Here is a 24,538-nt window from a genome sequence, read left to right as displayed (position 1 = left end):
GCCGTCCCCTCGGTCCGGGGGAGAAGACAGTCGCTGCCGTGCTGGGTCTCGCCGTCCTCGCGGGCGTCCTCGTCGCCGTGGCCTTCGCGACGCGCGACTCCGAGTGCAGCGAGGGGCTCCAGCAGGTCGAGGAGAGTTGCATGGGAGTCTCGGCCGAAGACTTCGCGTACGACGGCGAGTTGCGCGGGCTGGTGCGCTCCATCGCCGAGGAGAACAACAGGGTGGCAAAAGAGGCGGAGTCGTTCCAACGGATCGCGGTGACGATGCCGTTCTCCTCCGACCGCACGAGTGCGATGCCGCTCGACCTCATCCAGCACGGACTCGCAGGCGCCGCCGCCGCGCAGCGTGCCGCCAACGAGGCCGCCGGGGGCGGTCCGGAACACCAGCTTCTCCTTGCCGACATCGGCAGGGGGATGAAGGAGTGGAAACCCGTCGTCAAGACCCTCGGGCAACTCAAGGGGAACGACGACTCACCGCTGATCGCCACGGCGGGGCTGGGCAGTTCGACCTCGTACTCCAAGGAGTTCATAGAGGCGCTCCGCGCCCGCGACATCCCGTCGATGGGCCCGGTGATCACCTCGTCGAACATGAACGCGGACGGGTACTTCTTCAAGAACTCGCCGTCCAACAAGCACTTCGTCGAGGCGCTGGACGAGTGGCTCGAGGACAACCCGGGCGACGGCGACAAGCACCTCGTCTACGACGACCACCCGAAGGACACCTACTCCCTCAACCTGCGCCAGAAGATAGAGGATAGCTTCGGCGACGAGTACCGACTGCGGAAGAACAGTTCCAGCTTCATCGGCGGTCGTGGCGAGGAGGCCGGGGAGGTGCGGCTCTTCAAGACGCCGGTCGCCGACATCTGCAAATCGCCCGTCGACACCATCTTCTACGTGGGCCGCGACGACGACCTCCCCTTGCTGGTGGAAGAACTCGCCGACTCTTACAAATGCGGCAAGAAGCCGCTGCGCATTTTGAAGGTCGGCATAGGGCTGCCGCCCGAGCTGACGGACGACGACCTGACGAAGCAGATGCGCGAGGCCCGCATCGTCCTCGTCAACGCCGCGGCCGTCGACCCGGAGTGGCCGCGCGAAAAGTCGAAGCCGACCGGGTTCCCCCGGTTCTCCAAGTACTTCGCGACCGTCGCCAAGAAGGCGGGGATGGACGTGGACGACCCCGAGCTGCTGGATGACGGCTACGCGGTGATGTACTACGACGCCGTCCACACCGTCACCGAGGCGTCGGGGCACGCCTTCGCGGAGGCCGGCAAGGACGAGCAGAAGACGGCGGCGCGTGTCCGGAACAACGTCCGTAACAAGCTGCTCAACTTCAAGCCGTACCGGGACTCCGACGGCCGGTGCGGCTCCTGTGTCACAGGGGCCAGCGGCACCTACGGGTTCAACCAACTGGAGAGCAAGGGGCTGTGGCCCGTCTGCAAGGCGGTCCACATCCTGGAGTACCCGGCGCCGAAGGCGGCGCGGCGCGGCGACGGCGAGCGCAGCGGCAAGCGGGCAGGACCGGCCGAACTCTACCGAACCGAAAGCGAGTCCCCCGCAGACGACTGCCCGCAGGACGAGTGACCCGCCGGCAACTGCCCGCACGGGGAGTGAGGCGGGCTCAGCGGCCGGGGTTGTCGTCGCCGCCGCGCTTGAAGTCCTCTTCCCACTCCCGCAGGTGGTCCTCGACACCGCCGGCCGCCGGGCCGCCGCCGTCCCGGGGGCGCTCCTCGCCCTTGCCCGTGTCGGCGGCGTCCTGCCCCGGCTTCCGCTCCTCGGTCCCGGCCTCGCCCTCCGGGGGCTCGGGCGCGGGGTCGTCGTCGCGGGAAGTGGGCTTGTCCTTCAGGGAGTTGAGGAAGTCCGGGTTGTCGTCGGGCGCCACCCACCGCCGCTCCTGCGGCCGTACGGCGCCGTAGGGCGCGTTCTTCCGCGGGCGGCCGGCGACGAACCAGGCGATCGGGCCGACGAGCACCTGGCCGAAGAGGAGGACGATGAAGACCCAGGCCAGCTTGGGAAGCTTCCGTACCTCCTTCTCCGGGGTGTTGAGGACGTCGATGAACGAGTAGATCCACACCGCGATGATCAGCAGGAAGGGCAGGTACCTGAGCATGGATGCTCCCTCGGTGTGCGCAGGTGCGGGGCGCTGGGGGCGCGCGTCTTCGGGTGGTCCGGCCCCCGTACCACGCAAGGGTACTGGCCCGGGGCGGCCCCGCGGCGAGGGGGAGAGAGGCGATGCCGGATACTGGGGGCATGGCATACGACGACCTCCGCTCGCTGCTGCGGGCGCTGGAGCGCGACCGTGACCTCACGAGGATCAAGGCGGAAGTCGACCCGTACCTGGAAGTGGGTGAGATCACCGACCGTGTGAACAAGGCCGGTGGCCCCGCGCTCCTCTTCGAGAACGTCAAGGGCTCGTCGATGCCGCTGGCGATGAACGTCTACGGCACCGACCGCCGGCTGCTGAAGGCGCTCGGCCTCGACTCCTTCGAGCAGATCACCGAGCAGATCGGCGGACTCCTCAAACCCGAGCTCCCGCAGGGCTTCTTCGGCGTCCGCGAGGCGTTCGGCAAGCTCGGCTCGATGACGCACGTGCCGCCGAGGAAGGTCAAGGAGGCGCCGGTCCAGGAGGTCGTGGCCCGCGGCGACGACGTCGACCTGGAGGCACTCCCCGCGCTCTTCACCTGGCCCGAGGACGGCGGCTCCTTCTTCAACCTCGGCCTGACGCACACCAAGGACCCCGAGAGCGGCGTCCGCAACCTCGGCCTCTACCGCCTCCAGCGCCACGACAAGCGCACCGTGGGCATGCACTGGCAGATCCACAAGGACAGCCGCAACCACTACCAAGTCGCCGCCCGCCGCGGCGAGAAGCTCCCGATCGCGATCGCCTTCGGCTGCCCGCCCGCCGTCACCTACGCAGCCACGGCCCCGCTGCCCGGCGGCATCGACGAGTACCTCTTCGCCGGCTTCGTCCAGGGCAAGCGCGTCGAGATGGTCGACTGCAAGACGGTCCCGCTCCAGGTCCCTGCCGCGGCCGAGGTGGTGCTCGAAGGGTGGCTGGAGCCGGGCGAGATGCTCCCCGAGGGCCCCTTCGGCGACCACACCGGTTTCTACACGCCGCAGGAGCCGTTCCCCGCGCTGACGATCGACTGCGTCACGACGCGCCGCCGCCCCCTCCTCCAGTCGGTCGTCGTCGGGCGCCCGCCGACGGAGGACGGCCCGCTCGGCCGTGCGACGGAGCGGTTCTTCCTGCCGCTCTTCCAGATCATCGTTCCGGACGTCGTCGACTACCACCTGCCGGAGGCCGGCGGCTTCCACAACTGCATCATCGTCGCGATCGACAAGAAGTACCCCAAGCATGCGCAGAAGGTGATGCATGCGATCTGGGGCGCGCACATGCTCTCGCTGGAGAAGCTGATCGTCGTCGTGGACGCGGACTGCGACGTCCACGACCTCCAGGAGGTCGCGTGGCGCGCGCTCGGCAACGTCGACTACGCGCGGGACCTCACCGTGGTCGAGGGCCCGGTCGACCACCTCGACCACGCCTCGTACCAGCAGTTCTGGGGCGGCAAGGCCGGCGTCGACGCCACCCGGAAGCTCCCCGGTGAGGGCTACACGCGGGACGGCGGTTGGCCGCGGATGATCGAGTCGGACCCGCGGACGGCCGAAAAGGTCACCAGGCGGTGGAAGGAGTACGGACTGTGAGTGGAGTGACCCTGCGGTGAGCGCTGCGGAAGGCGTACTGGGGGAGGGCCCTGCGCGCCCCGAGCCGGGAAAGATCAAAGCGTTCCTGCGGCTGGTGCTCATCGAGCACTCCGTCTTCGCTCTGCCCTTCGCCTATATCGCGTCGCTCACCGCGATGTTCCTCGCCGACGGCACCGTGCACTGGCGGGAGCTGCTCCTCGTCACCGCGGCCATGGTCGGCCTGCGTACGTTCGCGATGGCCGCCAACCGCATCATCGACCGCGAGATCGACGCGCGGAACCCGCGCACCGCCTCGCGCGAACTCGTCACGGGCGCCGTCTCGGTGCGCACCGCGTGGACGGGTGCCCTCATCGCGCTCGTCCTCTTCCTCGGCGTCTGCGCCCTGCTCAACCCGCTCTGCCTCGCGCTTGCGCCGCTCGCCGTCGTGCCGATGGTCGTCTACCCGTACGGCAAGCGGTTCACCGACTTCCCCCACGCGATCCTCGGTCTCGCGCAGGCGATCGCGCCGATCGGCGCCTGGCTCGCGGTGACGGGGGCCTGGTCGTGGGAGGCGGTGGTGCTCGGGCTCGCCGTCGGCGTGTGGATCGGCGGTTTCGACCTCATCTTCGGCTGCCAGGACGTCGCGGCCGACCGCGCGGGCGGCGTCCGCTCGGTGCCCGCGCGGTTCGGGATCGCTGCCGCGCTCTACGGCGCACGCGGGGCGCACGTCGTCACGGTCGCGCTGCTCGCGGTCTTCGGTGCGATGACGGGGGCCGGGCTCTGGTACTGGTTCGGGCTCCTCGTCACCGTCGGCGCCTTCGTCTACGAGCACGCGCTGCTGCGGCCCCACGACCTCTCGAAGCTCAACCGCGCGTTCTTCACCGTCAACGGCTTCATCGGGGTGGCGCTCTTCGTCTGCACCCTGCTCGACCTCGCCGTCCGCGGGCTGCACGTCTGAGCCTCAGTGCCAGGCGGGCTTGACCCCCTCCGGGCGCGGGGGCGCCGTGACGAAGGCGGCGACGACGCCGCCGACGAGCCCGAAGAGGTGCCCCTGCCAGGAGACGCCCGACTCGGTCGGCAGCACCCCCCAGAGGATCGACCCGTAGAAGACGGCGACGACGGCGCCGATCGCGACGTCGGTGATCCGGCGGTCCACGAAGCCGCGGACGAGCAGGAAGCCGAAGAGGCCGAAGATCAACCCAGAGGCGCCCGCCGTGTTGCTCCCCGGCGGCGCGATGAGCCACACCCCGAAGCCGCTGATCACGATCGTGATCAGCGCGACCGCGACGAACCGCCCCGGACCCCGCACCGCGGCGAGGAAGCCGAGGACCGCCAGCGGCAGCGTGTTGGCGACGAGGTGGTCGAAGCCGAAGTGCATGAAGGCGGCCGGGACGATGTCGACGAGCTCGTCCATCTTCCGCGGCTCGATGCCGAAGGTGTCGAGCGCGTTGCCCGTGGCCTGGTCGACGATCTCCAGGACCCAGAGCAGCGCCAGCCACCCCAGGACCAGTTGGAAGGCCGTCCTGGTGCGGGACGCGGAGCCGTTCGGCATGGGCCCTCCCCTGCGGCGGGTGCTCGTTCGGTCGGCGGTGCCGCGGTGGCGGCCTCCGCGTGCGGTCGGCTTTCACGGGCAGTCGCAGGGGCCCCTCCGGGTCCCCCTCGCACGTACAACGGAGCGCGATCCCTACCCGTTCCAGGCGGGAGGGCAACTCCGCTCCCCAAGGATGTTGCTACAGCCTGCCGGTGCCCAAGGCGCCGTAGACGACGGCGGCGAGGAGGTCCTGCGGCTGGAGGGTGCGGGCGCCGTCGGGCGCGAGGGTCGGGATGGCGTCGCCGCCGCCGAAGTCGAACTCCAGCGGGAGCGAGGGGGACTCGGCGTCCCGTTGCGGCGGAAGGAACTGCCCGGCGTCGAGCGTCATGCCGGTGAGCTGCCCGCGGCGGATCTCCAGGTCGGCGGTGATCCGCTCGTCCGGGACCGTCGACGGGTCGAGACGTATGCCGAGTGCGGTGAGGGCGCGGGAGAGGTCGCGCGCCGTCTCCCTGCCGGGCATCGACGCCGTGACGTGCTCGGCGCCGTCGCGCTCGCCCGCCTTCGCGAACGTCGCGTGCTCGGCGAGGGTCTTCTGGAGCCCGTCGAGGAACTCGCGCTCCGACTGCCCGGCGAGCGCCGAACCGAGCGCCGTCGCGCGGGCGAACTCCTGGGTCGGCTTCGGCGCGGGGCTCTTCTCCCGCTCCTGGCCCGCGCGTTCACCCTCGGAGGTCGCCGGGGCCTGCGCCGCCTCGCGCATCTGCTGCGCCGCCGCGACGAACGCGTCGAAGGCGTCCGGGTCGACGCGGACCCACTTGCCCCGCAACGCGTCCTTGGCGGAGCCGAGCGTCGCGGGGAGCCGGTCGGCGAGCGCGACGAGGCGGTCGGCCCGGTCGGCGTCGAGCTGCGCGGACTCGAAGTGGTGGGCGACGGAGCGCAGGTTGACACGGACGTAGAGCTGCTCGGCGACGGACTTCGCCGCGACGGTGTCCTTGCCGCCGAAGTTGAGCGCGGCGGCGACGTTGAGGCGCTCCGACTTGCTGAGGTCCGCGAGCGCCGTCTTCTCCTCCTCCGAGCCGACGGCGAAGGTGAGTTCGCCCGTCGAGAGGAGCCGGGCCTGCTCCTCGAGGGAGCCGCCGGCGGAGCCGCCCCTCGCCGCCCGCAGGAAGTCGTGCGCCTCCTGCTGCGAGGCGTCGGCCGCGACGAGCACCGTCGCCGCCGGCTTGTCGCCGAGCTTCTCCACGGACCGCTTCACCTGGAGCCCTGTCGTCAGCTTCTCGGTCGCGGAACAGGAGGTGACCGCTGCGGCGAGCGCCGCCGCGCACACCGCGGCACCGGCCACTCGGGCGCGTGAGCGGAAGAGGCGTGAGACGTCCATCCCCAGAGCCAACCGTATCGACGGCCGCAGGCGCCAGTCGGTACGCCTGCTTCCGCTCCACCGCGGCGGCTGCCGCCCGTCGGCGGACGAGTAGGCTCGGCGGATGTGAACGACGAGGACGCGCGCACCCGGAACCCGAGGAAACCGTGGATCGTCGGGGTCTCGGGTGCCTCGGGCACCCCGTACGCGGCGGCCGTCGTACGGGGGTTGTTGGAGGCGGGCGAGGACGTCGACCTCGTGGTGAGCAGGGCCTCCCGGCTCACCGTCCTCGACGAGACGGGCCACCCGTTCCGCGACGCGCACGCCGCCGAGGACCTCGGCCGCTGGCTCGCGCAGGGCGCGGACGGCACCGACGACACCTTCGACGCGGAAGCGCTCGGCGCCGCCCGCGTCCGCCACTGGACTCCTGGCGACCTCGCCGCCGGGCCCTCGTCCGGCTCGTACCCGGCGCAGGGGATGCTGATCGTGCCGGCTTCGACGGCGTGCGTCGCGGGCGTCGCACTCGGGCTCTCCAAGGACCTGCTCCAGCGTGTCGCCTCGGTGACGCTGAAGGAGCGCCGCCCGCTGGTGGTCGCGGTACGCGAAGCGCCGCTGCACCGGGGGACGTTGCAGCACCTGGTGGAGCTCGACGAGGCCGGCGCCGTCGTGGTGCCCGCCTCTCCTGCGTTCTACTCGGGGGCGCGGACGGTGCAGGGGCTCGTGGACTTCGTGGCCGGACGGGTGCTCGACGCCGCCGGCGTCGAGCACACCCTCTACCGCCGGTGGCGCGGCGGCGTCACGCCCGGACGGTGAGGCGCACCCTCGAGTCCGACCGCACCCGGCCGACCCGGGGCACTTGCCCGGGCTCCGCGCCGCCGTCGTCGGCGGTTCGCTGCGCGTACACCTTGTGATCGCCTCAGGTACGCGCTGAATACTCTCGCGATTCTCCCCTTTCTCTCATCGGCTTCTCATCGCTGCCGGGTTTCTTGGTCTCCGTACCTGGCCAACCGCGGTGAGAGGAGACGTATGTGGTGGCGACGCACCCCTGGCGGGTTGCGGCGGTCCGATTCCGGTGAGCCGGCCGACGTGCCGGAGGGCGGTCGGACCGGTGCAGAGGCCGAGGAGCCCGCTCTGGAAGTCGCCAGCCGTCTGCATGCGTTCAACAGGTTCGAGTTGAAGTACCTCGTGCCGGTCGAGCGTGCCTCCGAGATCCGCGACGAACTCGCCGAGCGCATGGACGTCGACCGCAACAGCCCGCCCGGCGGGTACGGGGTGTGGAGCCTGTACTACGACACACCCCGACTGCGGTTCTACTGGGAGAAGATCGAGGGTCTGAAGTTCCGCCGGAAGCTGCGCATCCGGCACTACGGCGACCTCGCGGGCATCGACGACGACTCACCGGTCTGCGTCGAGATCAAGCAGCGCGTCAACCGGGTCACGCAGAAGCGGCGGATGACCCTGCCGTACGAGGCGGCCCGGAGGCTCTGCGACGGACGGGAGCTGATCGAGCACTCGCCGAAGGAGGCGGCCTTCGTCCAGGAGGTCCTGGAGCTGATCGTCCGCCTCGATCTGCGTCCCACCGCGATCACCGGCTACCAGCGCGAGGCCCTGGTCGGCCGTGACGTCGACACCGGCCTGCGCGTCACCCTCGACCGGCGCGTACGCGGCAGGGACCGCGACTTCCACCTCGGCACCCCGCATGCGGAGAACCGCTTCACCATCCCGCCGCACCTGGCGGTGATGGAGGTCAAGGTCAACGAGCGCACCCCGTACTGGATCACCGACCTCGCGGCCAAGCGGAACCTCAACCTCGTCCGTGTCTCCAAGTACGTGCAGAGCATCGAGGCCCACGGGCTCGCGCCGCGCTCCGTCTTCCACATCAGGGAAGCCGACTTCCCCGTGCCGGCGACGGAGAAGCCCGCGCCCGCAACCGAGAGAACACGGCTGGACAAGCAGCCCGTCACACCGCCCACGGAGGCACGAGCACAGTGAACTTCGACCTGCAGGAACTCAGCGGCACCTTCAGTGTCCTGGACATCGTGGCGGCCATGGGGCTGTCCTTCGTCCTCAGCACCATGATCGGCTACGTCTACCGGGGCACGCACCGCAACGTCTCGTACAGCCAGTCGTACGTGCAGACGCTCGTCATCGTCGGCATGATCGTCGCCTTGATCATGCTCGTCGTGGGCTCCAACCTCGCGCGCGCGTTCTCGCTCGTCGGAGCCCTGTCCGTCGTGCGTTTCCGGAACGCCATCAAGGAGACCAGGGACGTCGGGTTCATCTTCCTGACGATGGGCATAGGCATGGCCTGCGGTGCCCGCTTCTACGTACTCGCCGCCGTGGCGGCTGTCGCGATCTGCCTGATCATCATCGTCATGCACAAGTTCAACTGGTTCCAGCTCAACGTGCAGCGCCAGGTGGTCAAGGTTCAGATCCCGGCGGGCGGGGACCATACCCCGGCCATCAGCGATGTGCTGATCAAGTACACCACCGAGTACGAACTCGTCAGTACCGAGACCATCCGGGGCGGCGCACTCACCGAAGTCTTCTATACGGTGCGCATGAAGAAGGGGGCGGAGCCCAGCGACCTCGTCTCGGCTCTGCAGGAGCGCACCTCGGGCCAGCGGGTGACGGTACTGACCGGATACGACCAGACCGACCTGTGATGAGTACTCCAACCCCAGCACCAGGGCCGAGGCGCCTGAAGCACCGGATACCCGTACGGCTGCGGCACCACTGGAAGCCCGCCGCTGCGCTGTGCGTCGGACTCCTGCTGCTCGTCGCCTTCTTCGGGGACGCGCGCATCTCGCCGTACGTCACCAGCGCCTCCGTCCAGGAAGCCGACCGGATCACCGAGAACATCGAGGGCTCCGTCGACCTCTACGACGACTCCGTCCCGCACTCGATCCAACTTCAGTACAGCCAGACCGACTTCGACAAGATGATGAAGGAGTTCAAGGACGAGGGCAGCAAGGACTTCATCGAGGCCGATCTGACCATCGACGGCACCTTCCTCGAAAGCGTCGGCATCCGCCTCAAGGGGAACTCCACACTGATGTCCCTCCGCAACGACGGCAACGGCGGCGGTCCACCGGGCGGCGGCCAGGGCGGCGGCCAAGGCGGCGACCGGAAGGGCGGCGGGCAGCAGCAGGGCAACCAGCAGAACGGTGGCCGGCAGGGCAACGGCAAGCAGCCAGGCGGAAAGGGCGGCGGCCGGCAGCCCGGCGGCGGCATGGTCGCCTACGACCTGTCGGCGGACAAGCCCGAGGAGCTGCCCTGGCTGATCCAGGTCGACCAGTACCTGGAGGGCCGCGCCTACCAGGGCCACCGGCAGATCTCCCTGCGCCCCGGCACGGACGAGCAGGTTCCCATGAACGAGGCGCTCTCCCTCTCCCTCATGCGGGACTCCGGGCAGACGGCGGAGCGCGCCGGTTTCGCCTCCGTCGAGGTCAACGACCGCCCCGAGGTAACCAGGTTGATGGTGGAGAACCCGAGCAAGGACTACGCCGATACGGCCGTCGACGGCAACGGCGTGCTCTACAAAGCGCGCGCGGGAGGCGGCTTCGAGTACAAGGGCGACGACCCGACCGACTACGAGGAGTCCTTCAACCAGCTCAACAAGAAGGGAAGTCAGGACCTCGAACCCGTGATGAAGCTGATCAAGTGGGCGGACCGGGCGTCGGACAAGGAGTTCGAGGAGGAGCTGGGCGACCACGTCGATGTCGACTCGTTCGCCAAGTACGTCGCGACGCAGAACCTCCTGCTCAACTTCGACGACATGGCGGGTCCGGGCAACAACTACCTCCTCTGGTACGACCTGGACACCAAGAAGTTCAGTGTCCTCGGCTGGGACTTCAACCTCACCTTCAGCGGCGACGCGGGGACCGGCCCCGATGACGACACCGGCATGGGCGGCATGCAGCCCGGCGGAAAGGACGGCGAAGCCCCCGCGGGCATGCCCGACGGACCGCCCGAGGGGCTGCCCGAAGGTATGCCCAGCACAGCTCCCGGAGGAGGAAGCGGCGGCGGCCCCGGCAAGATGGGCGGCCACGTCCTCAAGGAGAAGTTCCTCGCTTCGGATGCCTTCGACTCCGACTACAAGTCGGCCTACCGCGAGCTGTACCAGCGGTTCTACGAGTCGGGCGAGGCCCGCGAAGCGCTGGAGGACCTCACCGACCAGGCGAAGAAGGCAGGCGCGGGCGACAAGTTGGACGCCGAGGTGAAGAAGCTCCGCCGGACGCTCACCCAGCGCGCCAAGGCTCTCTCCCAGGACGAAGAGGTAGCCGGCTGAGCAACTCCTCTCCCGCGGGCCGCCGTCGGCGGCCCGCGGGCGCGCGCGTATGCCCTGCCGGCGACCGAACACCGCCACAGATCGGAGCCCCATGTCCGAGCCAGACCACCTCCCGCCCGCCCGGCACACGGTCCTCGTCGTCGAGGACGACCAGAGCATCAGGTTTCTGCTCACCTCAGCGCTGCGCGTGGGCGGCTTCGAGGTGTGCTCCGCAGAGACGGGCAGATCCGCGCTGCGGGAGATCGAGCGCCTCGGCCCGGACTTGATCATCCTCGACGTGATGCTCCCCGACCTCGACGGCTTCGCCGTGACTCGGCAGTTGAGGGCGACGGGCGTCTACACACCCGTCGTCTTCCTCACCGCGCTCACGGAGGTCGGCGACCGGATCGCGGGCCTCAGCTCGGGCGGCGACGACTACGTCACCAAGCCCTTCCACGTGGAGGAGGTACTGCTGCGGGTCAGGGCCGTCCTGCGGCGCACGGGCGGTATGGAACAGGGGAGGTCGGACCCCGTACGGCGCTTCGCCGACCTGGAGTTGGACACGGCGGCCTACGAGGTCCACCGCGCGGGCGAGTACATCCCGCTCTCGCCGACCGAGTTCAGGCTGCTCGCCTGCCTCTTGGCCCGCGCCAACCAGGTGCTCGGCAAGGCAGAGATCCTCCAAGAGGTCTGGCACCACGACTTCGCCGGCGACTCCCGGATCGTCGACACGTACGTGAAGTACCTGCGGCGCAAGATCGACCGCTTCGACCCCCCGCTGATCCACACCGTGCGCGGCGTCGGGTACTGCCTGCGGCTACCGCGCGAGCAGCCGGGGAACCCGCGAACGGGGACCTGATGCACCTCCCCCGCCCGAGGTCCCTGCGGCTGCGCCTCGTCCTCGGTGCCACGCTGCTCGCCACCGTCGCCGTCCTCGCCTCCCAGGGGGTCGGGTACACGGTCCTCGACTCCTGGCTGCGGGACAGGGTCGACCAGCAGCTCCGCGACTTCCATCTCCCGCAGCGCGCGTACCGCGACGCCGTCAGCCCGGACGGCTTCCCCGAGCACGTCAGGAACACCGACATGCTGCCGACGGACTTCCAAGTCCGTTTCTACGACGCCTCGGGAGGGCTCCAGGACGAAGCGCTCGGCCAAGAGGGCGACGCGGGCCCGGAGTTGCCGCAGCGCGCCGAGGGGCTCGACACCGCGGAGGGCGGCCTCGCGACCGTCCCCGCCGACTCCGGCGGCGGCAACTGGCGGGTGCTGCGAGTGGCGGGCCCAGGCGGCGTGCAGGCCGTGGTCGGCCTGCCGCTCGCGACCGTCGAGGGTGCCACCTCCAAGCTGCTCTGGCTCGACCTCGGGCTCCTGGCCGTCGCCGCCGGGGGGCTGGTCGTGCTCGGACACGGCGTCGTGCGTGTCGCGCTGCGCCCGTTGACGCGCACGGAGCGCACGGCCCAGCGGATCGCCGCAGGAGACCTCTGGCTGAGCCTCTCCGACACCGACCCGCGCACGGAGATCGGCTACCTGGGAAGCGTCCTCAACACCATGCTGGAGCGTCTCCGGGAGGCGCTGCGCCAGAGCGCTGAGTCAGAGGAGCGGCTGCGCCGCTTCGTCGCCGACGCGGGGCACGAGCTGCGCACCCCGCTCACCTCCATCCAGGGCTTCGCCGAACTCACCTCGCGCTCGGAGGAGTTGACGGGGGAGGAGCAGCGGGAGGCGCAGCGCCTCATAGCGCAGAACGCGGAACGCATGAACGTACTCATCGACGATCTGGTACTGCTCGCCAAGCTCGGCCGTGAGCCTTCCTACGGCAACGCCCCGGTGGACCTGCTCTCCGCAGCAGCCGACGCGGTGGCAGCGGCTGCCGTGAGCTGCCCGGACCGCGCCGTCCACCTGGAGCCGCTGCGGCGCCGAGGACCCGAGCGGGCCGAGGGCGAGGCCTACGAGAGGGTCGAGGCGCTGGGCGACCCGCACCGCCTGCGCCAGGTCGTCGGCAACCTCCTCACCAACGCGCTCACCCACGCAACGGCCGGTACACCCGTCACCGTGCGGGTCGGGACGGCCCTGGCCGGTACCTCGGCCGGAGGCTGCGAGCGGAAGGGACGGACCGCCGGGTCCCCGCCGCTGCCCAGGGGGGAGCACATCTGCGTGGTGGAAGTTGCCGACGAGGGGCCGGGGTTGGCCGAGGAGGACGCCTCACGTGTCTTCGAGCGCTTCTACCGCACCGACCTGTCCCGCTACCGCGACCGGGGCGGCAGCGGCCTCGGCCTGGCCATCGCCTCCGTCATCGCGGAGGGCCATGGCGGCCGCGTCGAAGTCGACACGGTGCCGGGAGGCGGCAGTACCTTCCGCCTCGTCCTCCCGGCACACCGCCCGGAGGGGGCCGCCTGAGCACCTGCCGGACCGGCCGCGGGCAGGCGCGCACGGGCGATGGCTTAGATTCTTCACCGGGGAACGCCGGTGACCCGACATCGACCAACGGGAGGCGACGGCAGCCATGGACGCGGTGGACAGGCAACTCATCCAGGCGCTGCGGGAGAACGGCAGGGCCTCCTACGCCGAGCTCGGCCGGCTCGTCGGCCTCTCGGGCCCCAGCGTGACGGACCGCATCAACCGGCTGGAGACCGCGGGCGTGATCACGGGCTACCGCGCGACGGTCGACGCGCCCTCGCTCGGACTCGGCGTCACCGCGCTCGTCGGCGTTCAGCTCTCCGACGCCACCGACCACGAGGAGGTCGCAGGACGGCTCCGCTCCCTTCAGGAGATCGAGGATTGCTGGTTCATCGCCGGCGACGACTCCTACATGTTGAAGATCCGCGCCCGGGACGTCGACGGCGTCGAGCGCACGGTCCGCCGCCTCTCGGGGACGAAGGGCGTCTCACGCACCCGGACGACGATCGTCCTCTCCACCAAGTGGGAGAACCGCGTGGGCGAACTCCCCGACGACTGACGGCGGAAGCCACCGCCCCGCGGCCGCGCGGGCGCCGTGGCGTAGGCTCGCCGGGGTACGTGCACGGATCGAGGAGGGTGCGAGGCATGGACGCGGAGCTCCGCGGCGAGCTGGAGGAGAAGGCGCGTTCGGGGGCGAGGCTCTCACGCGAGGACGGCGTCGCGCTCCTCTCCTCCGACGACCTCGCCTGGCTCGGCGGCCTCGCGCACGCGGCCCGCCTCGCCGCGGTCGGCGACGTCGGGTATCTCGCCGTCACCCGCCGCCTCGACCTCGCGGGGCCAGAACCGGCGGCTGCGGCACGGGAGAGCGCGTCGGCCGGTGCGACGGAGGTCGTCGTCACCGGCGTCGAGTCGGTGGCCGGGCAGGTCGGTTGGGCCGCGGTGCCGGAGCGGCTCCGCGCGGTCGCCGCCGAGCTGGCGGCGGGCACGTCGCTGGCGGCGTGCAGCGCCTCGCAACTGCGCGGTCTCGCGCGCCGCGCCGAGCTCCTCGCCGCGCTGCGGTCGGCGGGCGTCACCTCGCTCGCAGGCGAGGGCCCGTCGCTCTTCGACGCTCCGGACGCGCCCGAGCTCGCCGAGATCCACGGCGCCGCGCACGCGGCCGGCCTCGGCACCGAGGCGACTTTCGCCTACGGGCACGGCGAGAGCAGCGAACAGCTCGTCGACCGGCTGCTCGACCTCCGCCGGCTCCAGGACTCCACCGGCGGTTTCTCGCTCCTCGCCCCCCTCCGCTACGAGGGCCCCGACAACCACCCGGCGACGGGCGCCGCGGCGCTGAAGGTCTTCGCCGTCGCGCGGCTCCTCGTCGACAACGTGCCGCACCTCCGGGTCGGCTGGGAGTCGCACGGCCTCTTCACCGCGCAACTCGCCCTCAACCACGGCGCCGACGAGGTGGCGGGCGAGCCCGTCGAGGAGGCGGCGGGCCCGGACGAGCTCACCCGCGAGGAGCTGGTCGAACTGGTCCGCGACGCCGGTTTCCGCCCGGTGGAGCGCGACGCCGCCTTCGGTGTCCTGCGGGAGCACCCGGGGCCCGACCCGGACCGCCGCGAGAGTCCGCAGCCGATGCGCGTGTGAGCGTGCCGTGTCGCTGACCGAAGCCCCTGCCGCGGGCGCGTTCGTCCTCGACCCGCCCGTCACGGAGAAGCTGCGGGACGAGGTGCTGCGCCTGTGGGCCGACGTCGTCAACGCGGGCGGTTCGGTGGGCTTCGTGCCGCCGGTCACCCCCGAGGACGTGCGGCCCGAACTCCTGCGGTACCTGCGGGCGATGGCCGAGGGCCGCAGCCGGCTCCTCGTCGGCCTCGATGACGAGGGTCACGTCTGCGGAACGGCGTTCTTCTTCTTCAACACGCACCGCCTGATGCGACACTGGGTATGGCTCTACACCGTGATGGTGCACCCGTCCGCGCAGGGTCGCGGGACCGGTCGGCGGCTGCTCGCAGCGGCCGAGGAGGCGGCCCGGGGGATGGACGGCATCGAGGGGATACGCCTCACCCTGCGCAGCGGTTCGGGGCTGGAGCGGTTCTACGCCTCCTGCGGCTACGGGGAGGTGGGCCGGGTGCCCGGCGCGATCAAGGTGGCGGACGGGGACTTCCGGGACGACGTCACCATGTGGCGCGGGTTCGCCGGGGGTTCGGACTCCGCCGAGTCAAGTGCAGTACTCCGCGAAGCAGGGAGAGACAGACCGTGAGCAGCACCACCTCGCACGCGACCCTCCGCTACACCCTGATGCGGCTGGGAATCTTCGTCGGCTGCTTCCTCGTCATCAGCCTGCTGGTGCAGTTCGGGGTCTTCCCCTCCGCCATAGGCGACGCCAACCCGCTCTGGGTGGTGCTGCTCGCCCTCGTCGTCTCGGCGCCGCTCAGCTTCGTCCTGCTGCGCAGGCAGCGGGACGCCATGTCGGAGCAGGTCTACAACGGTGTCACCAAGGCGAAGGGCAAGCTCGCCGCCAACCAGAGCCAGGAGGACGGCGTCGCCTGACGCCGGTGAGTTCCCGCCGCTCTCTGTGAGGCCGGCCACTCCGGTCACACCGTTCCGGCCCAACTCCCGGGCGCAACAGGGGGGTTGGGCCGAACCGCTCAGCTCGCCCGGCGCGCGGCGCACGCGTCGGTGCTAGCGTGTCCGTCATGACGACGGCAGCGAGCACCTCCCAGCCGACGAGCCCCCTGCTCGTCGCGCGGCTGCACGTCGATCTGTGTCGCTGCCTCTCCGCCTACTGTCGCTGAGGTCTCCCCGCCGCGAGGCCCGGGCCGCAACCGGCCCCGCGCCCGTCTGTCGCGGAGCGGCACACCGGGGCTAGCCTCCGGTCATGGCGTCGACACCCTGCACGCCCTCCCGCTCTCCGCCCGCCGGGCAGGTCTCCGGACGATCGCTCGGGCCGCGCCGCCAACGGACGCGCCCGGAAGCCCATCCCATCCTTCGAAGCTTCCCCGGAGCCTTCCGTGTCCTCTGCCGATACCTCCGCACCCACGCGCTCACGGATACCCAGAGTCCCGTTCTGGGCGCAGATCCTCCTCGGCCTCGTCCTCGGCGTCGTCCTGGGCTGGGCCGCCCGGAGCTTTGACGTCTCCTGGCTCGGCACCACGCTCGACAAGATCGGTGAAATCTTCGTCCAGCTACTGAAGTTGGCCGTGGCGCCGCTGGTCTTCTTCGCCATCGCCATCTCCATCACCAACCTGCGCAACGTGCACAATGCGGCGCGCCTCGCCACCCGCACGCTGCTGTGGTTCATGGCGACCTCGCTCATCGCCGTCGCCATCGGCCTCGTGATCGGGCTCGTCACCAACCCGGGCTCCGGCTCGGGCGCTTCCGCCGCCGACGCGGCGAAGCCCGAGGACGCGGGGTCCTGGCTCGACTTCCTCACCGGCATCGTGCCGACGGACGTCATCACGCCGTTCACGGAGCTCCAGGTCCTCCAGATCGTCTTCATGGCCGCGGTGGTCGGCGTCGCCGCGCTGAAGCTCGGGGAGCGCGCCGCGCCGCTGCTCTCCTTCGGCCAGTCCGCGTTGGAGCTGCTGCAGAAGGCGCTGTGGTGGGTGATCCGGCTCGCACCGCTCGGCACCGTCGGCCTCATCGGCACCGCCGTGAAGGACTACGGCTGGGACCTGCTCGGGGACTACGCCACGTTCACCGCCGACGTCTACATCGGCTGCGCGCTGATCCTCTTCGGCGTCTACCCGCTGCTCCTGGCGACGGTCGGCAAGGTCAACCCGGTCCAGTTCTTCCGCGGCGCCTGGCCGGCGATCCAGCTCGGCTTCGTCTCCCGCTCCTCGGTCGGCACGATGCCGGTCACCCAGAAGGTGACCGAACGCCTCGGCGTGCCGCGCGAGTACGCCTCGTTCGCCGTGCCGTTCGGCTCGACGACGAAGATGGACGGCTGCGCCTCGATCTACCCGGCGATCGCCGCCATCTTCATCGCGCAGTTCTACGGCATCGACATGGGCATCAAGGAGTACCTGCTCATCGTCGTCGTCTCGGTGATCGGCTCCGCCGCGACGGCCGGCCTCACCGGCGCGACCGTGATGCTCACGCTCACCCTCTCCACGCTCGGCCTCCCGCTGGAGGGTGTCGGCCTGCTGCTCGCGATCGACCCGATCCTCGACATGATGCGCACGGCCACCAACGTCGCAGGGCAGGTGGTGGTCCCCGTGCTCGTCTCGTCGCGCGAGAAGATCCTCGACGTGGCGGCCTTCCGCGGAGCGACCAGCTTCAGCCTCGACGACCTCGACGCGACCGAGCCCCCGAAGACCGACGCACGGCCCAAGGAGCCCGTGACGTCGGGCGGTTCGGCGTCGTAGGGCGCACGGTGCGGGTGGCGCGCGCCGCCCGCACCGGCGCTCACAGCAGCACTGACACCACCCCGACGCTGAGCACCCCCACCCCGAGCGCGAGGGCCACCACGGCACCCGCGCCGGGGTGGAGGGCACGCTCCTCCTCCGCTTTCCGCTCCGCAAGGAACGCGGCCCTCCCCTCCTCGGTGCGGGTACGTACCCAGTGGCTGTTCTGCGGGCCGCACACGGGGCCTCCCTCGTAGCGAGGCGTCCGTCCCGCCGCCTGCCCCGCACGGCAGTCCGCACACCGACCAACGCCTTCGCGCGGCAGGCGAGTTGACGTGCTGCTCGCCGGGCCCACCGCGCCGCCTTCGTGACGCGTACGCTTTCCGGGGCAGCAGGAGTGGAGGCGAAGTGACCACGGGGAACGGCAGGGCCGAGCGGCGCGGCGGGCAGAAGCGCATGCCGAGAGCGGTGCGGGAGCAGCAGATGCTCGACGCCGCCGTCGCGGGCTTCGCCCGCCACGGGTACCAGGCCGCCTCGATGGACGACATCGCCGAGGCCGCCGGCGTCTCCAAGCCGCTCGTCTACCTCTACCTGAAGTCGAAGGAGGAGCTGTTCTCCTCCTGCATCAGACGCGAGGGCGACTCCCTCCACGAGGCCGTACGGTTGGGCGCCGGCGTCTCGGGCCCCGCCGACCAGCAGCTCTGGAACGGCCTGCGCGCCTTCTTCGCGCACACCTCGGCGCACCCGGACGGCTGGGCCGTGCTCTCCCGCGCGCGTACCCAGGGGGAACCGTTCGCCTCCATGGTCGCCTCCCTCCGCACCCGACTCACCGACCTCGTCACGGAGTTGCTCGCGCAGGCGGCCCAGGACGCCGGGTGCGACGAGGAGTTGGCCGACCGCGAGGTCTCCGGTCTCGCGCACGCCCTCGTCGGCGCCGCGGAGTCCCTCGCCGGCTGGTCCAACTCCCGCCAGGAGGACCGGCCTTCGGCGAAGGAGACCGCCGCCGTGCTGATGAACTTCAGTTGGACGGGCCTGGGGGCGCTGGTGAAGGGCGAGCGCTGGAGACCGACCCGGTGAGGTGCAGCCGTCCGTCCTCGGCGCCACGCAGCGCGAGCGCGGCCGTGCCCGTCCCGGCCTCCCCCTCGGCGAACCGCACCGTCGCGGGGAGCAGCACGGGGGCCTTGAACTCGGCGCCGGCGTCCAGGTGTTCGCCGGTCTCGCCGCGCGCCCACGCCTGCTGCACTTCGCTCCCCGCGAGGCACCGCGCGAAGCTCCACATGCCGTGCGCGATCGCCCGCGGAAAGCCGAAGAGCTTCGCCGTCGGGGCGCTCAGATGGATGGGGTTGCGGTCGCCCGAGGCGGCGCCGTAGCGCCGGCCGAGGTCGCCGCCGAGCCGCCATTCGGCGCGTACGGGGAGCTCCTCGTCCGGCTCCCGCTCGCCCTGCTCTCCCGCCGCCGCGGTGCGGTGCCTGCACAGGTACCGACTGCGCGACTCCCAGACCACCTCGCCGCCGCGGCGCGCCTCGGTCGCCATGGTGAAGACGCTTCCCCTGCGGTGCGGTTCGGGACCCTCCGCCCACGCCGCGATGTCGAGCGCGTCCCCGGCCCCGAGACGTACGTGCTGGTGCATCTCGATGCCGGTGTGCACCAGTCCGGGAAGCGGGAAGGGGAAGTCGGCTGCGGACATGAGCCGCATCTGGAGCGGGAAGCCGAGAAGATGCGGATACGTCGGAGGCAGAACCTCGGCGTCCGCAGGGAACCCGCAGACCTCGGCGTACCGGCGCAGGGCCGCCGAATCCGCCCGTACGCCCCCGAGTTCGAGCCGGCGCGCGGGCAGCCGGGCCACCTCGAAGGGCCCGCGCTTCCGCGGTGCCCGCAGCGCGCCGCCGAGCAGGAGCGGCGTCAACTTCGGTGCCCTGTCGAGGCGTTCGACGTGGTCGGCCGTCCCCATCACGCCCCCAGCAGGCTCTGGCCGCAGACCCGCACCACCTGGCCGTTGACACCGCCGGAGGCCGGGTGCGCGTACCAGGCGGTCGTCTCCGCGACGTCGACGGGGAGCCCGCCCTGCTTGTGCGAGCTCATCCGCCGCCCCGCCTCCCGGATGAAGAGCGGCACGGCCGCCGTCATCCTCGTCTCGATGAACCCGGGCGCGACCGCGTTCACCGTCACCCCGTGCTCGTCGGCTGCGCGCGGCGCGAGCGAGCGGACAAAGCCGATGATGCCCGCCTTGCTCGCGGCGTAGTTGGTCTGCCCGACGTTCCCCGCGATGCCCGCGATCGAGGCCGTGGCGACGACCCGCCCGGTGCCGCTGCGCAGCGCGCCCTCCTTGAGCAGGTGGTCCGTGGTGCGCAGCACACTGTCGAGGTTGACGTCGAGGACCGGACCCCAGCGGTCCTCCCCCATGTTGACGAGCCGGCGGTCGCGCGTGATGCCGGCGTTGTGGACGAGCACGTCGAGCCCGCCCCGGGGCAGCGCCGCGGCGAGCTGCTCGCCCGCGTCCTGCGACGTCATGTCGAGCGTCACCGCGCGCCCGCCGAGGCGCGCGGCCACGGCCTCCAACTGCTCCTGCGCCTGCGGCACGTCGAGGCACAGCACCTCGGCCCCGTCGCGCGCCAGCGTCTCGGCGACTGCCTCCCCGATGCCCCGTGCGCAGCCGGTGACCAGCGCCGTCCTGCCGGCCAACGGGCGTGCCGCGTCGGCCTCCTGGACGCCGTCGCGGGCCGGGGGACCGATCCGGACCACCTGACCGCTGACGTAGGCCGACTTCGGCGAGAGCAGGAACCGCAGGGTGCTCGCGGCGTCCCGTGCGCGGGTGCCGGGGGCGAGTCGGACCAGTTGTGCGGTGCGGCCCCCGCCGGTCTCCTTGCCGAGCGAGCGGGTGAACCCCTCCAACGCCTGCTGCGCCGCGGCCTGGTGGTGGTCGGCCGCCTCGGGTTCGGCGCCGAGCACCACGTACCTGCCGCACTCGGCGACGCGTCGCCCGACGGCGTGGAGCGCCCGGTGCACGCCGGTGAGTTCCGCGGGCGTGCGGATACCCGTAGCGTCGACCACGACGGCGGCGTACCGCTCGCCCTGCTCCTGCGCGGAGCGGACGGGCAGACCGCAACCGTCGAGCGCGGCTGCCAACTCCTCTTCCCCGACGGCTGATTGCACGGGGGTCAGGTGGAGCAGCGGGCCCCCCTCCAGCGTCGGCCGCTCCGCGGACCAGCGGTGCAGCGGGACGGGACGGGGGAGGCCCAGGCGTCGGGAGAGGAATCGGCCGGGCCCTGTGTTGGTCCAATGAAGGTAGCGATCGGCCATTCCCCAACTCCTCAGTCTCGCGTAAATTTACTTCCGAGTAAGGTTACTTACAGGTCAGGAGTTTGGTCGAGGATGAGTTCCAACGGCCTCATGAGAGCGCAGCCGCCACGCCGCGTCGCGGTGCTCGGCGGCAGCCGCATCCCCTTCGCGAGGGCCGACGGTCCGTACGCGGCCTGCTCGAACCAGGAGCTGCTCACCGCGGCGCTCGACGGCCTCGTCGAGCGGTACGCCCTCCAAGAGCCCGGCGCCGTGGGGGAGTTCGTCGCCGGCGCCGTACTCAAGCACAGCCGGGACTTCAACCTCGCGCGCGAGACCGTCCTCGCCTCCCGGCTCGACCCGCGCACCCCCGCGTACGACATCCAGCAGGCGTGCGGCACCGGTATGCAGGCCGTCATCGCCGCGGCCAACAAGATCGCCCTCGGGCAGACCGACTCCGCGGTCGCCGGCGGCGCCGACACCGCGAGCGACGCCCCGCTCGCCATCAACGACGCGCTCCGGCGCCTGCTCCTCGGCGTACGCCGCGCCAAGTCCGCCAAGGAGCGCGCCGCGCTCCTCGCCAAGGTGCGGCCGCGCCACCTCATCCCCGAGATCCCGCGCAACGCGGAACCGCGCACCGGCCTCTCCATGGGCGACCACGCGGCGCGCACCGCCAAGGAGTGGGGGATCACCCGCGAGGCACAGGACGAACTCGCCGCCGCGAGCCACCGGAAGCTCGCCACCGCCTACGACAGCGGCTTCCTCCACGACCTCGTCGTCCCCTTCAACGGCCTCGCCAGGGACCAGAACCTGCGCCCCGGCAGCTCTGTCGAGAAACTCGCCCGGCTCAGCCCCGTCTTCGGCACCGACGACCCCGAAGGCCCCCCGGGCGAACCGACGATGACCGCGGGCAACTCCACCCCGCTCACCGACGGCGCCGCCACCGTCCTCCTCGCCGACGAGGAATGGGCCGAGCGCCGCGACCTCCGCCCGCTCGCCTACCTCACCGCGTACGAGACCGGCGCCGTCTCCTTCGACGGGCGCACCGACGCCGAATCCGACGGGCTCCTCATGGCCCCCGCCCACGCGGTCCCGAGGATGCTGGAGCGGACCGGCCTCGGCATGGAGGACTTCGCACTCGTCGAGATCCACGAGGCGTTCGCCTCCCAGGTGCTCGCCACCACCGCCGCCTGGGAGAAGCGGGGACTCGCGCCCGTCGACCCGGACCGGCTCAACGTCGCGGGCTCGTCCCTCGCCACCGGCCACCCGTTCGCGGCGACCGGCGCACGGATCACGGCGACCCTCGCCAAACTCCTCGCCGAACGCGAGGGAGCCGAACCCGGCGCTCTCGGACTCGTCTCGATCTGCGCCGCGGGAGGGCAAGGGGTGACGGCGATCCTGGAGCGCGCCTGACACAGCGCCCGAACCCCCTTCGGCTGCAAGGGGGTTCGGGCTCCGCAGCACGACCTGGCCGTACGCACCGTACGGATCCGCGCCACAGAAGCGGCGAGCCGCACGCCGAGCGGGCGGAGCGCCGGCCAGACCGCCCGTCCGGAGCCCGACGGCGGGTGTACCGACCTGTAGGAGCCGCGATGTCCACCCAGCAGAGTGCAGCGACCAGTACGCAGAATCCGCGTCCCACCCTCGTCGAACCCCGGCTCACCCGCGACGGAGACACCGTCAGGGAGGCGTACGTACCGGCCTTCGCACCGGGCGTCACCAGCGGCTCGCTCGCCGACATCCCGTTCACCAACGCGGTCGAGGCGCCGCACGAGGAGGTCCTCAGCCGCAAGGCCGAGGACGGCAGTTGGTACGACGTGACGGCTCAGGACTTCGCGGGCCAGGTCCGCTCCCTCGCCAAGGGCCTCGTCGCCCACGGCCTCGCCCCCGGCGACCGCCTCGCGATCATGTCGCGGACGACCTACGAATGGACGCTCCTCGACTTCGCCGCCTGGGCCGCGGGACTCGTCACCGTCCCCGTCTACCCGACCTCCTCCGCCTCCCAGGCGCGCCACATCCTCCAGGACGCCGGCGTACGGGCCGCCTTCGTCGAAGACGTCGGCCAGGCACGGATGCTCAGCGCCGAGCGCGGCAACCTGCCCGCCCTCGAGCACCTCTGGCAGATCGACACCGGCGCCGTCGGACTCGTCGCCGACGCGGGCCGGGACCTGCCCGACGCCGCCGTCGACGAGCGGCGCGAGCAGCTCGCCCCCGACCACATCGCCACCCTCATCTACACCTCGGGCACCACGGGGAGCCCCAAGGGCTGCGTCCTCACCCACGGCAACTTCTTCGCCGAGGTCGACAACGCCATCGAACTCCTCCACCCCGTCTTCAAGTCCGTCAGCAAGGACCCGGCCTCGACGCTCCTCTTCCTGCCGCTCTCGCACGTCTTCGGCCGCATGGTCGGCGTCGGCTGCCTCCGCGCCCGCGTGAAGCTGGGCCACGCCCCGAGCATCAGGACCGACGACCTCCTCGCCGACCTCGCGGGGTTCCGCCCCACCTTCCTCCTCGGCATCCCCTACGTACTGGAAAAGGTCTACAACACCGGCCGCGCCACCGCGGAGAAGATGGGCCGCGCCAGCTCCTTCGACCGCGGCGCGCGCATCGCCCAGCGGTACGGGCAGGCCGTCGAGGAGCAGGAGCACGGCCGCGGCAACGGGCCGAGCGCCGGCCTCAAGGCCGGCCGCGCCCTCTACGACCTGCTCATCTACCGCCGCATACGCGCAGCGCTCGGCGGCCGCTGCCGGTACGTCATCTGCGGCGGCTCGCCGCTCGGCCGCCGCCTCGGTGCCTTCTTCGAGGGCGCGGGCGTCACCGTCTACGAGGGCTACGGCCTCACCGAGACCACCGCGGCAGCCACCGCCACCCCGCCGCTCAAGCCCCGCCTCGGCACGGTCGGTTGGCCCCTCCCCGGCACCGCTGTCCGCATCGGCGACGACGGCGAGGTGCTCCTCAAGGGCCGCAACGTCTTCAGCGGCTACTGGGACGCCCGCACCCGGACGGCCGTCCCCGACCGCGGCCACGAGGGCTGGTTCGCCACCGGCGACCTCGGCGCCCTCGACGACGAGGGCTACCTCAGCATCACAGGACGCAAGAAGGACCTGCTCATCACCTCGGGCGGGAAGAACCTCGCCCCCGCCCCGCTGGAGGACTGGCTCCGCGCACACCCGCTCGTCAGCCAGTGCCTCGTCGTCGGCGACAACCGCCCCTACATCGGCGCGCTCCTCACCCTCGAGCCGGACGGCCTCGCCCACTGGCAGCAGATGCACAAGAAGCGCCACCTGTCGACGGCGGAGCTCTGCCAGGACGAGGACCTGCTGCGCAACCTCCAACAGGCCGTCGACGAGGCCAACAAGCTCGTCTCCCGCGCCGAGTCGATCCGCCGGTTCGTCGTCCTCCCCAAGGACTTCACCGAGGAGAGCGGCCACCTCACCCCCTCGCTGAAGCTGAAGCGCGCGGCGATCATCCGGGACTTCGGCAAGGAGATCGAACAGCTCTACCCGCGCGGATGATCCCGGAGGTGCCCGCTCCGCCCGGCGGGCGGGCACCGCCCGCGGCCACACCGGAGGTCGACACAAGCGCGGCCACGCAACACCGGGCGCTCATCCGACCGTCCTGGAACTCAGCTAGGGCACAACGACGTTGGGGCGGCGGCGAGTCACAGCAAGGGACTTCCTGCGGGCATGCGCCGACGAGAGCGAGAAGAAT

General features: G+C 71.3%; 23 protein-coding genes. 17 read left to right on the top strand and 6 right to left on the bottom strand.

Annotated features, from left to right (window positions below):
* Window positions 1-38: 38 nt before the first annotated feature.
* Window positions 39-1,580 (top strand): type 1 periplasmic-binding domain-containing protein, encoded by a 1,542-nt coding sequence (locus F603_RS0129350; RefSeq protein ID WP_019549503.1) that lies wholly within the window; start codon window positions 39-41, stop codon window positions 1,578-1,580.
* Between the two features lie 37 nt (window positions 1,581-1,617).
* Here the strand turns inward: F603_RS0129350 and F603_RS0129345 are convergent, their stop codons facing one another.
* Window positions 1,618-2,106, bottom strand: coding sequence for a PLD nuclease N-terminal domain-containing protein (locus F603_RS0129345; RefSeq protein ID WP_019549502.1), 489 nt, complete (start codon window positions 2,104-2,106; stop codon window positions 1,618-1,620).
* Between the two features lie 140 nt (window positions 2,107-2,246).
* Here F603_RS0129345 and F603_RS0129340 point away from each other — a divergent pair, with 140 nt between their 5' ends.
* Together F603_RS0129340 and mqnP are read left to right on the top strand one after the other, a co-directional pair.
* Window positions 2,247-3,698 (top strand): menaquinone biosynthesis decarboxylase, encoded by a 1,452-nt coding sequence (locus tag F603_RS0129340; protein WP_019549501.1) that lies wholly within the window; start codon window positions 2,247-2,249, stop codon window positions 3,696-3,698.
* Between the two features lie 16 nt (window positions 3,699-3,714).
* Complete coding sequence (gene mqnP, locus F603_RS0129335; RefSeq protein WP_019549500.1) at window positions 3,715-4,635, top strand: menaquinone biosynthesis prenyltransferase MqnP; 921 nt, start codon at window positions 3,715-3,717, stop codon at window positions 4,633-4,635.
* A gap of 3 nt (window positions 4,636-4,638) precedes the next feature.
* On the opposite strand, the gene F603_RS0129330 is transcribed toward mqnP, so the two are convergent.
* Window positions 4,639-5,229: a rhomboid family intramembrane serine protease gene (locus F603_RS0129330; protein WP_019549499.1), complete on the bottom strand. Its 591-nt coding sequence runs from the start codon at window positions 5,227-5,229 to the stop codon at window positions 4,639-4,641.
* Between the two features lie 178 nt (window positions 5,230-5,407).
* On the bottom strand, window positions 5,408-6,583 hold the full coding sequence (locus F603_RS0129325; protein WP_019549498.1) for a hypothetical protein: 1,176 nt from the start codon (window positions 6,581-6,583) through the stop codon (window positions 5,408-5,410).
* Window positions 6,584-6,688: 105 nt separating this feature from the next.
* On the opposite strand from F603_RS0129325, the gene F603_RS0129320 reads away from it, so the two are divergent.
* From F603_RS0129320 to F603_RS0129270, 11 genes are all read left to right on the top strand, one after another.
* Window positions 6,689-7,375, top strand: a complete 687-nt coding sequence (locus tag F603_RS0129320; RefSeq protein WP_019549497.1) for a UbiX family flavin prenyltransferase — start codon at window positions 6,689-6,691, stop codon at window positions 7,373-7,375.
* Between the two features lie 213 nt (window positions 7,376-7,588).
* Complete coding sequence (locus tag F603_RS0129315; protein WP_026328821.1) at window positions 7,589-8,554, top strand: polyphosphate polymerase domain-containing protein; 966 nt, start codon at window positions 7,589-7,591, stop codon at window positions 8,552-8,554.
* Entirely contained in the window at window positions 8,551-9,228 is a 678-nt protein-coding gene (locus F603_RS0129310; protein WP_019549495.1) for a DUF4956 domain-containing protein, read from the top strand. The genes F603_RS0129315 and F603_RS0129310 overlap by 4 nt, the downstream gene beginning before the upstream one ends.
* Entirely contained in the window at window positions 9,228-10,853 is a 1,626-nt protein-coding gene (locus tag F603_RS0129305; RefSeq protein WP_019549494.1) for a CotH kinase family protein, read from the top strand. Before F603_RS0129310 ends, F603_RS0129305 begins: the two co-directional genes overlap by 1 nt.
* A gap of 91 nt (window positions 10,854-10,944) precedes the next feature.
* Window positions 10,945-11,691 carry a response regulator transcription factor gene (locus F603_RS0129300; protein WP_019549493.1) on the top strand — a complete coding sequence of 249 codons (747 nt, stop codon included), beginning with the start codon at window positions 10,945-10,947 and terminating at the stop codon, window positions 11,689-11,691.
* The gene (locus tag F603_RS0129295; RefSeq protein ID WP_019549492.1) at window positions 11,691-13,223 is read left to right on the top strand and encodes a sensor histidine kinase; all 1,533 of its coding nucleotides are present in this window, start codon (window positions 11,691-11,693) and stop codon (window positions 13,221-13,223) included. Before F603_RS0129300 ends, F603_RS0129295 begins: the two co-directional genes overlap by 1 nt.
* 106 nt (window positions 13,224-13,329) lie before the next feature.
* Entirely contained in the window at window positions 13,330-13,782 is a 453-nt protein-coding gene (locus F603_RS0129290; protein WP_016909164.1) for an Lrp/AsnC family transcriptional regulator, read from the top strand.
* An 86-nt stretch (window positions 13,783-13,868) separates the two neighbouring features.
* On the top strand, window positions 13,869-14,852 hold the full coding sequence (locus F603_RS0129285) for a hypothetical protein (RefSeq protein WP_019549491.1): 984 nt from the start codon (window positions 13,869-13,871) through the stop codon (window positions 14,850-14,852).
* A 7-nt stretch (window positions 14,853-14,859) separates the two neighbouring features.
* The gene (locus F603_RS0129280; RefSeq protein ID WP_019549490.1) at window positions 14,860-15,465 is read left to right on the top strand and encodes a GNAT family N-acetyltransferase; all 606 of its coding nucleotides are present in this window, start codon (window positions 14,860-14,862) and stop codon (window positions 15,463-15,465) included.
* Complete coding sequence (locus tag F603_RS0129275) at window positions 15,462-15,755, top strand: DUF4229 domain-containing protein (protein WP_019549489.1); 294 nt, start codon at window positions 15,462-15,464, stop codon at window positions 15,753-15,755. Before F603_RS0129280 ends, F603_RS0129275 begins: the two co-directional genes overlap by 4 nt.
* A 461-nt stretch (window positions 15,756-16,216) precedes the next feature.
* Window positions 16,217-17,572, top strand: coding sequence for a dicarboxylate/amino acid:cation symporter (locus F603_RS0129270; protein WP_019549488.1), 1,356 nt, complete (start codon window positions 16,217-16,219; stop codon window positions 17,570-17,572).
* Window positions 17,573-17,612: 40 nt separating this feature from the next.
* Here the strand turns inward: F603_RS0129270 and F603_RS0129265 are convergent, their stop codons facing one another.
* On the bottom strand, window positions 17,613-17,792 hold the full coding sequence (locus tag F603_RS0129265; protein ID WP_019549487.1) for a hypothetical protein: 180 nt from the start codon (window positions 17,790-17,792) through the stop codon (window positions 17,613-17,615).
* A gap of 215 nt (window positions 17,793-18,007) precedes the next feature.
* On the opposite strand from F603_RS0129265, the gene F603_RS0129260 reads away from it, so the two are divergent.
* Entirely contained in the window at window positions 18,008-18,628 is a 621-nt protein-coding gene (locus tag F603_RS0129260) for a TetR/AcrR family transcriptional regulator (RefSeq protein WP_026328820.1), read from the top strand.
* Here the strand turns inward: F603_RS0129260 and F603_RS0129255 are convergent.
* Both F603_RS0129255 and F603_RS0129250 read right to left on the bottom strand, forming a co-directional pair.
* Complete coding sequence (locus F603_RS0129255; protein ID WP_051096419.1) at window positions 18,570-19,502, bottom strand: MaoC family dehydratase; 933 nt, start codon at window positions 19,500-19,502, stop codon at window positions 18,570-18,572. The genes F603_RS0129260 and F603_RS0129255 overlap by 59 nt on opposite strands.
* Window positions 19,502-20,851: a 3-oxoacyl-ACP reductase gene (locus tag F603_RS0129250; protein ID WP_019549484.1), complete on the bottom strand. Its 1,350-nt coding sequence runs from the start codon at window positions 20,849-20,851 to the stop codon at window positions 19,502-19,504. Before F603_RS0129250 ends, F603_RS0129255 begins: the two co-directional genes overlap by 1 nt.
* Window positions 20,852-20,923: 72 nt before the next feature.
* On the opposite strand from F603_RS0129250, the gene F603_RS0129245 reads away from it, so the two are divergent.
* Window positions 20,924-22,240 carry an acetyl-CoA C-acetyltransferase gene (locus F603_RS0129245; protein ID WP_019549483.1) on the top strand — a complete coding sequence of 439 codons (1,317 nt, stop codon included), beginning with the start codon at window positions 20,924-20,926 and terminating at the stop codon, window positions 22,238-22,240.
* A 179-nt stretch (window positions 22,241-22,419) separates the two neighbouring features.
* Window positions 22,420-24,342, top strand: a complete 1,923-nt coding sequence (locus tag F603_RS0129240) for an AMP-dependent synthetase/ligase (RefSeq protein ID WP_019549482.1) — start codon at window positions 22,420-22,422, stop codon at window positions 24,340-24,342.
* Window positions 24,343-24,538: the final 196 nt, after the last annotated feature.

It is taken from the genome of Streptomyces sulphureus DSM 40104, assembly GCF_000381025.1.
GTDB classification, from domain to species: Bacteria; Actinomycetota; Actinomycetes; order Streptomycetales; family Streptomycetaceae; genus Streptomyces; species Streptomyces sulphureus.
The sequence above is the reverse complement of the archived record's forward strand: the minus strand, read 5'-3'. Positions and strand labels throughout refer to the sequence as shown.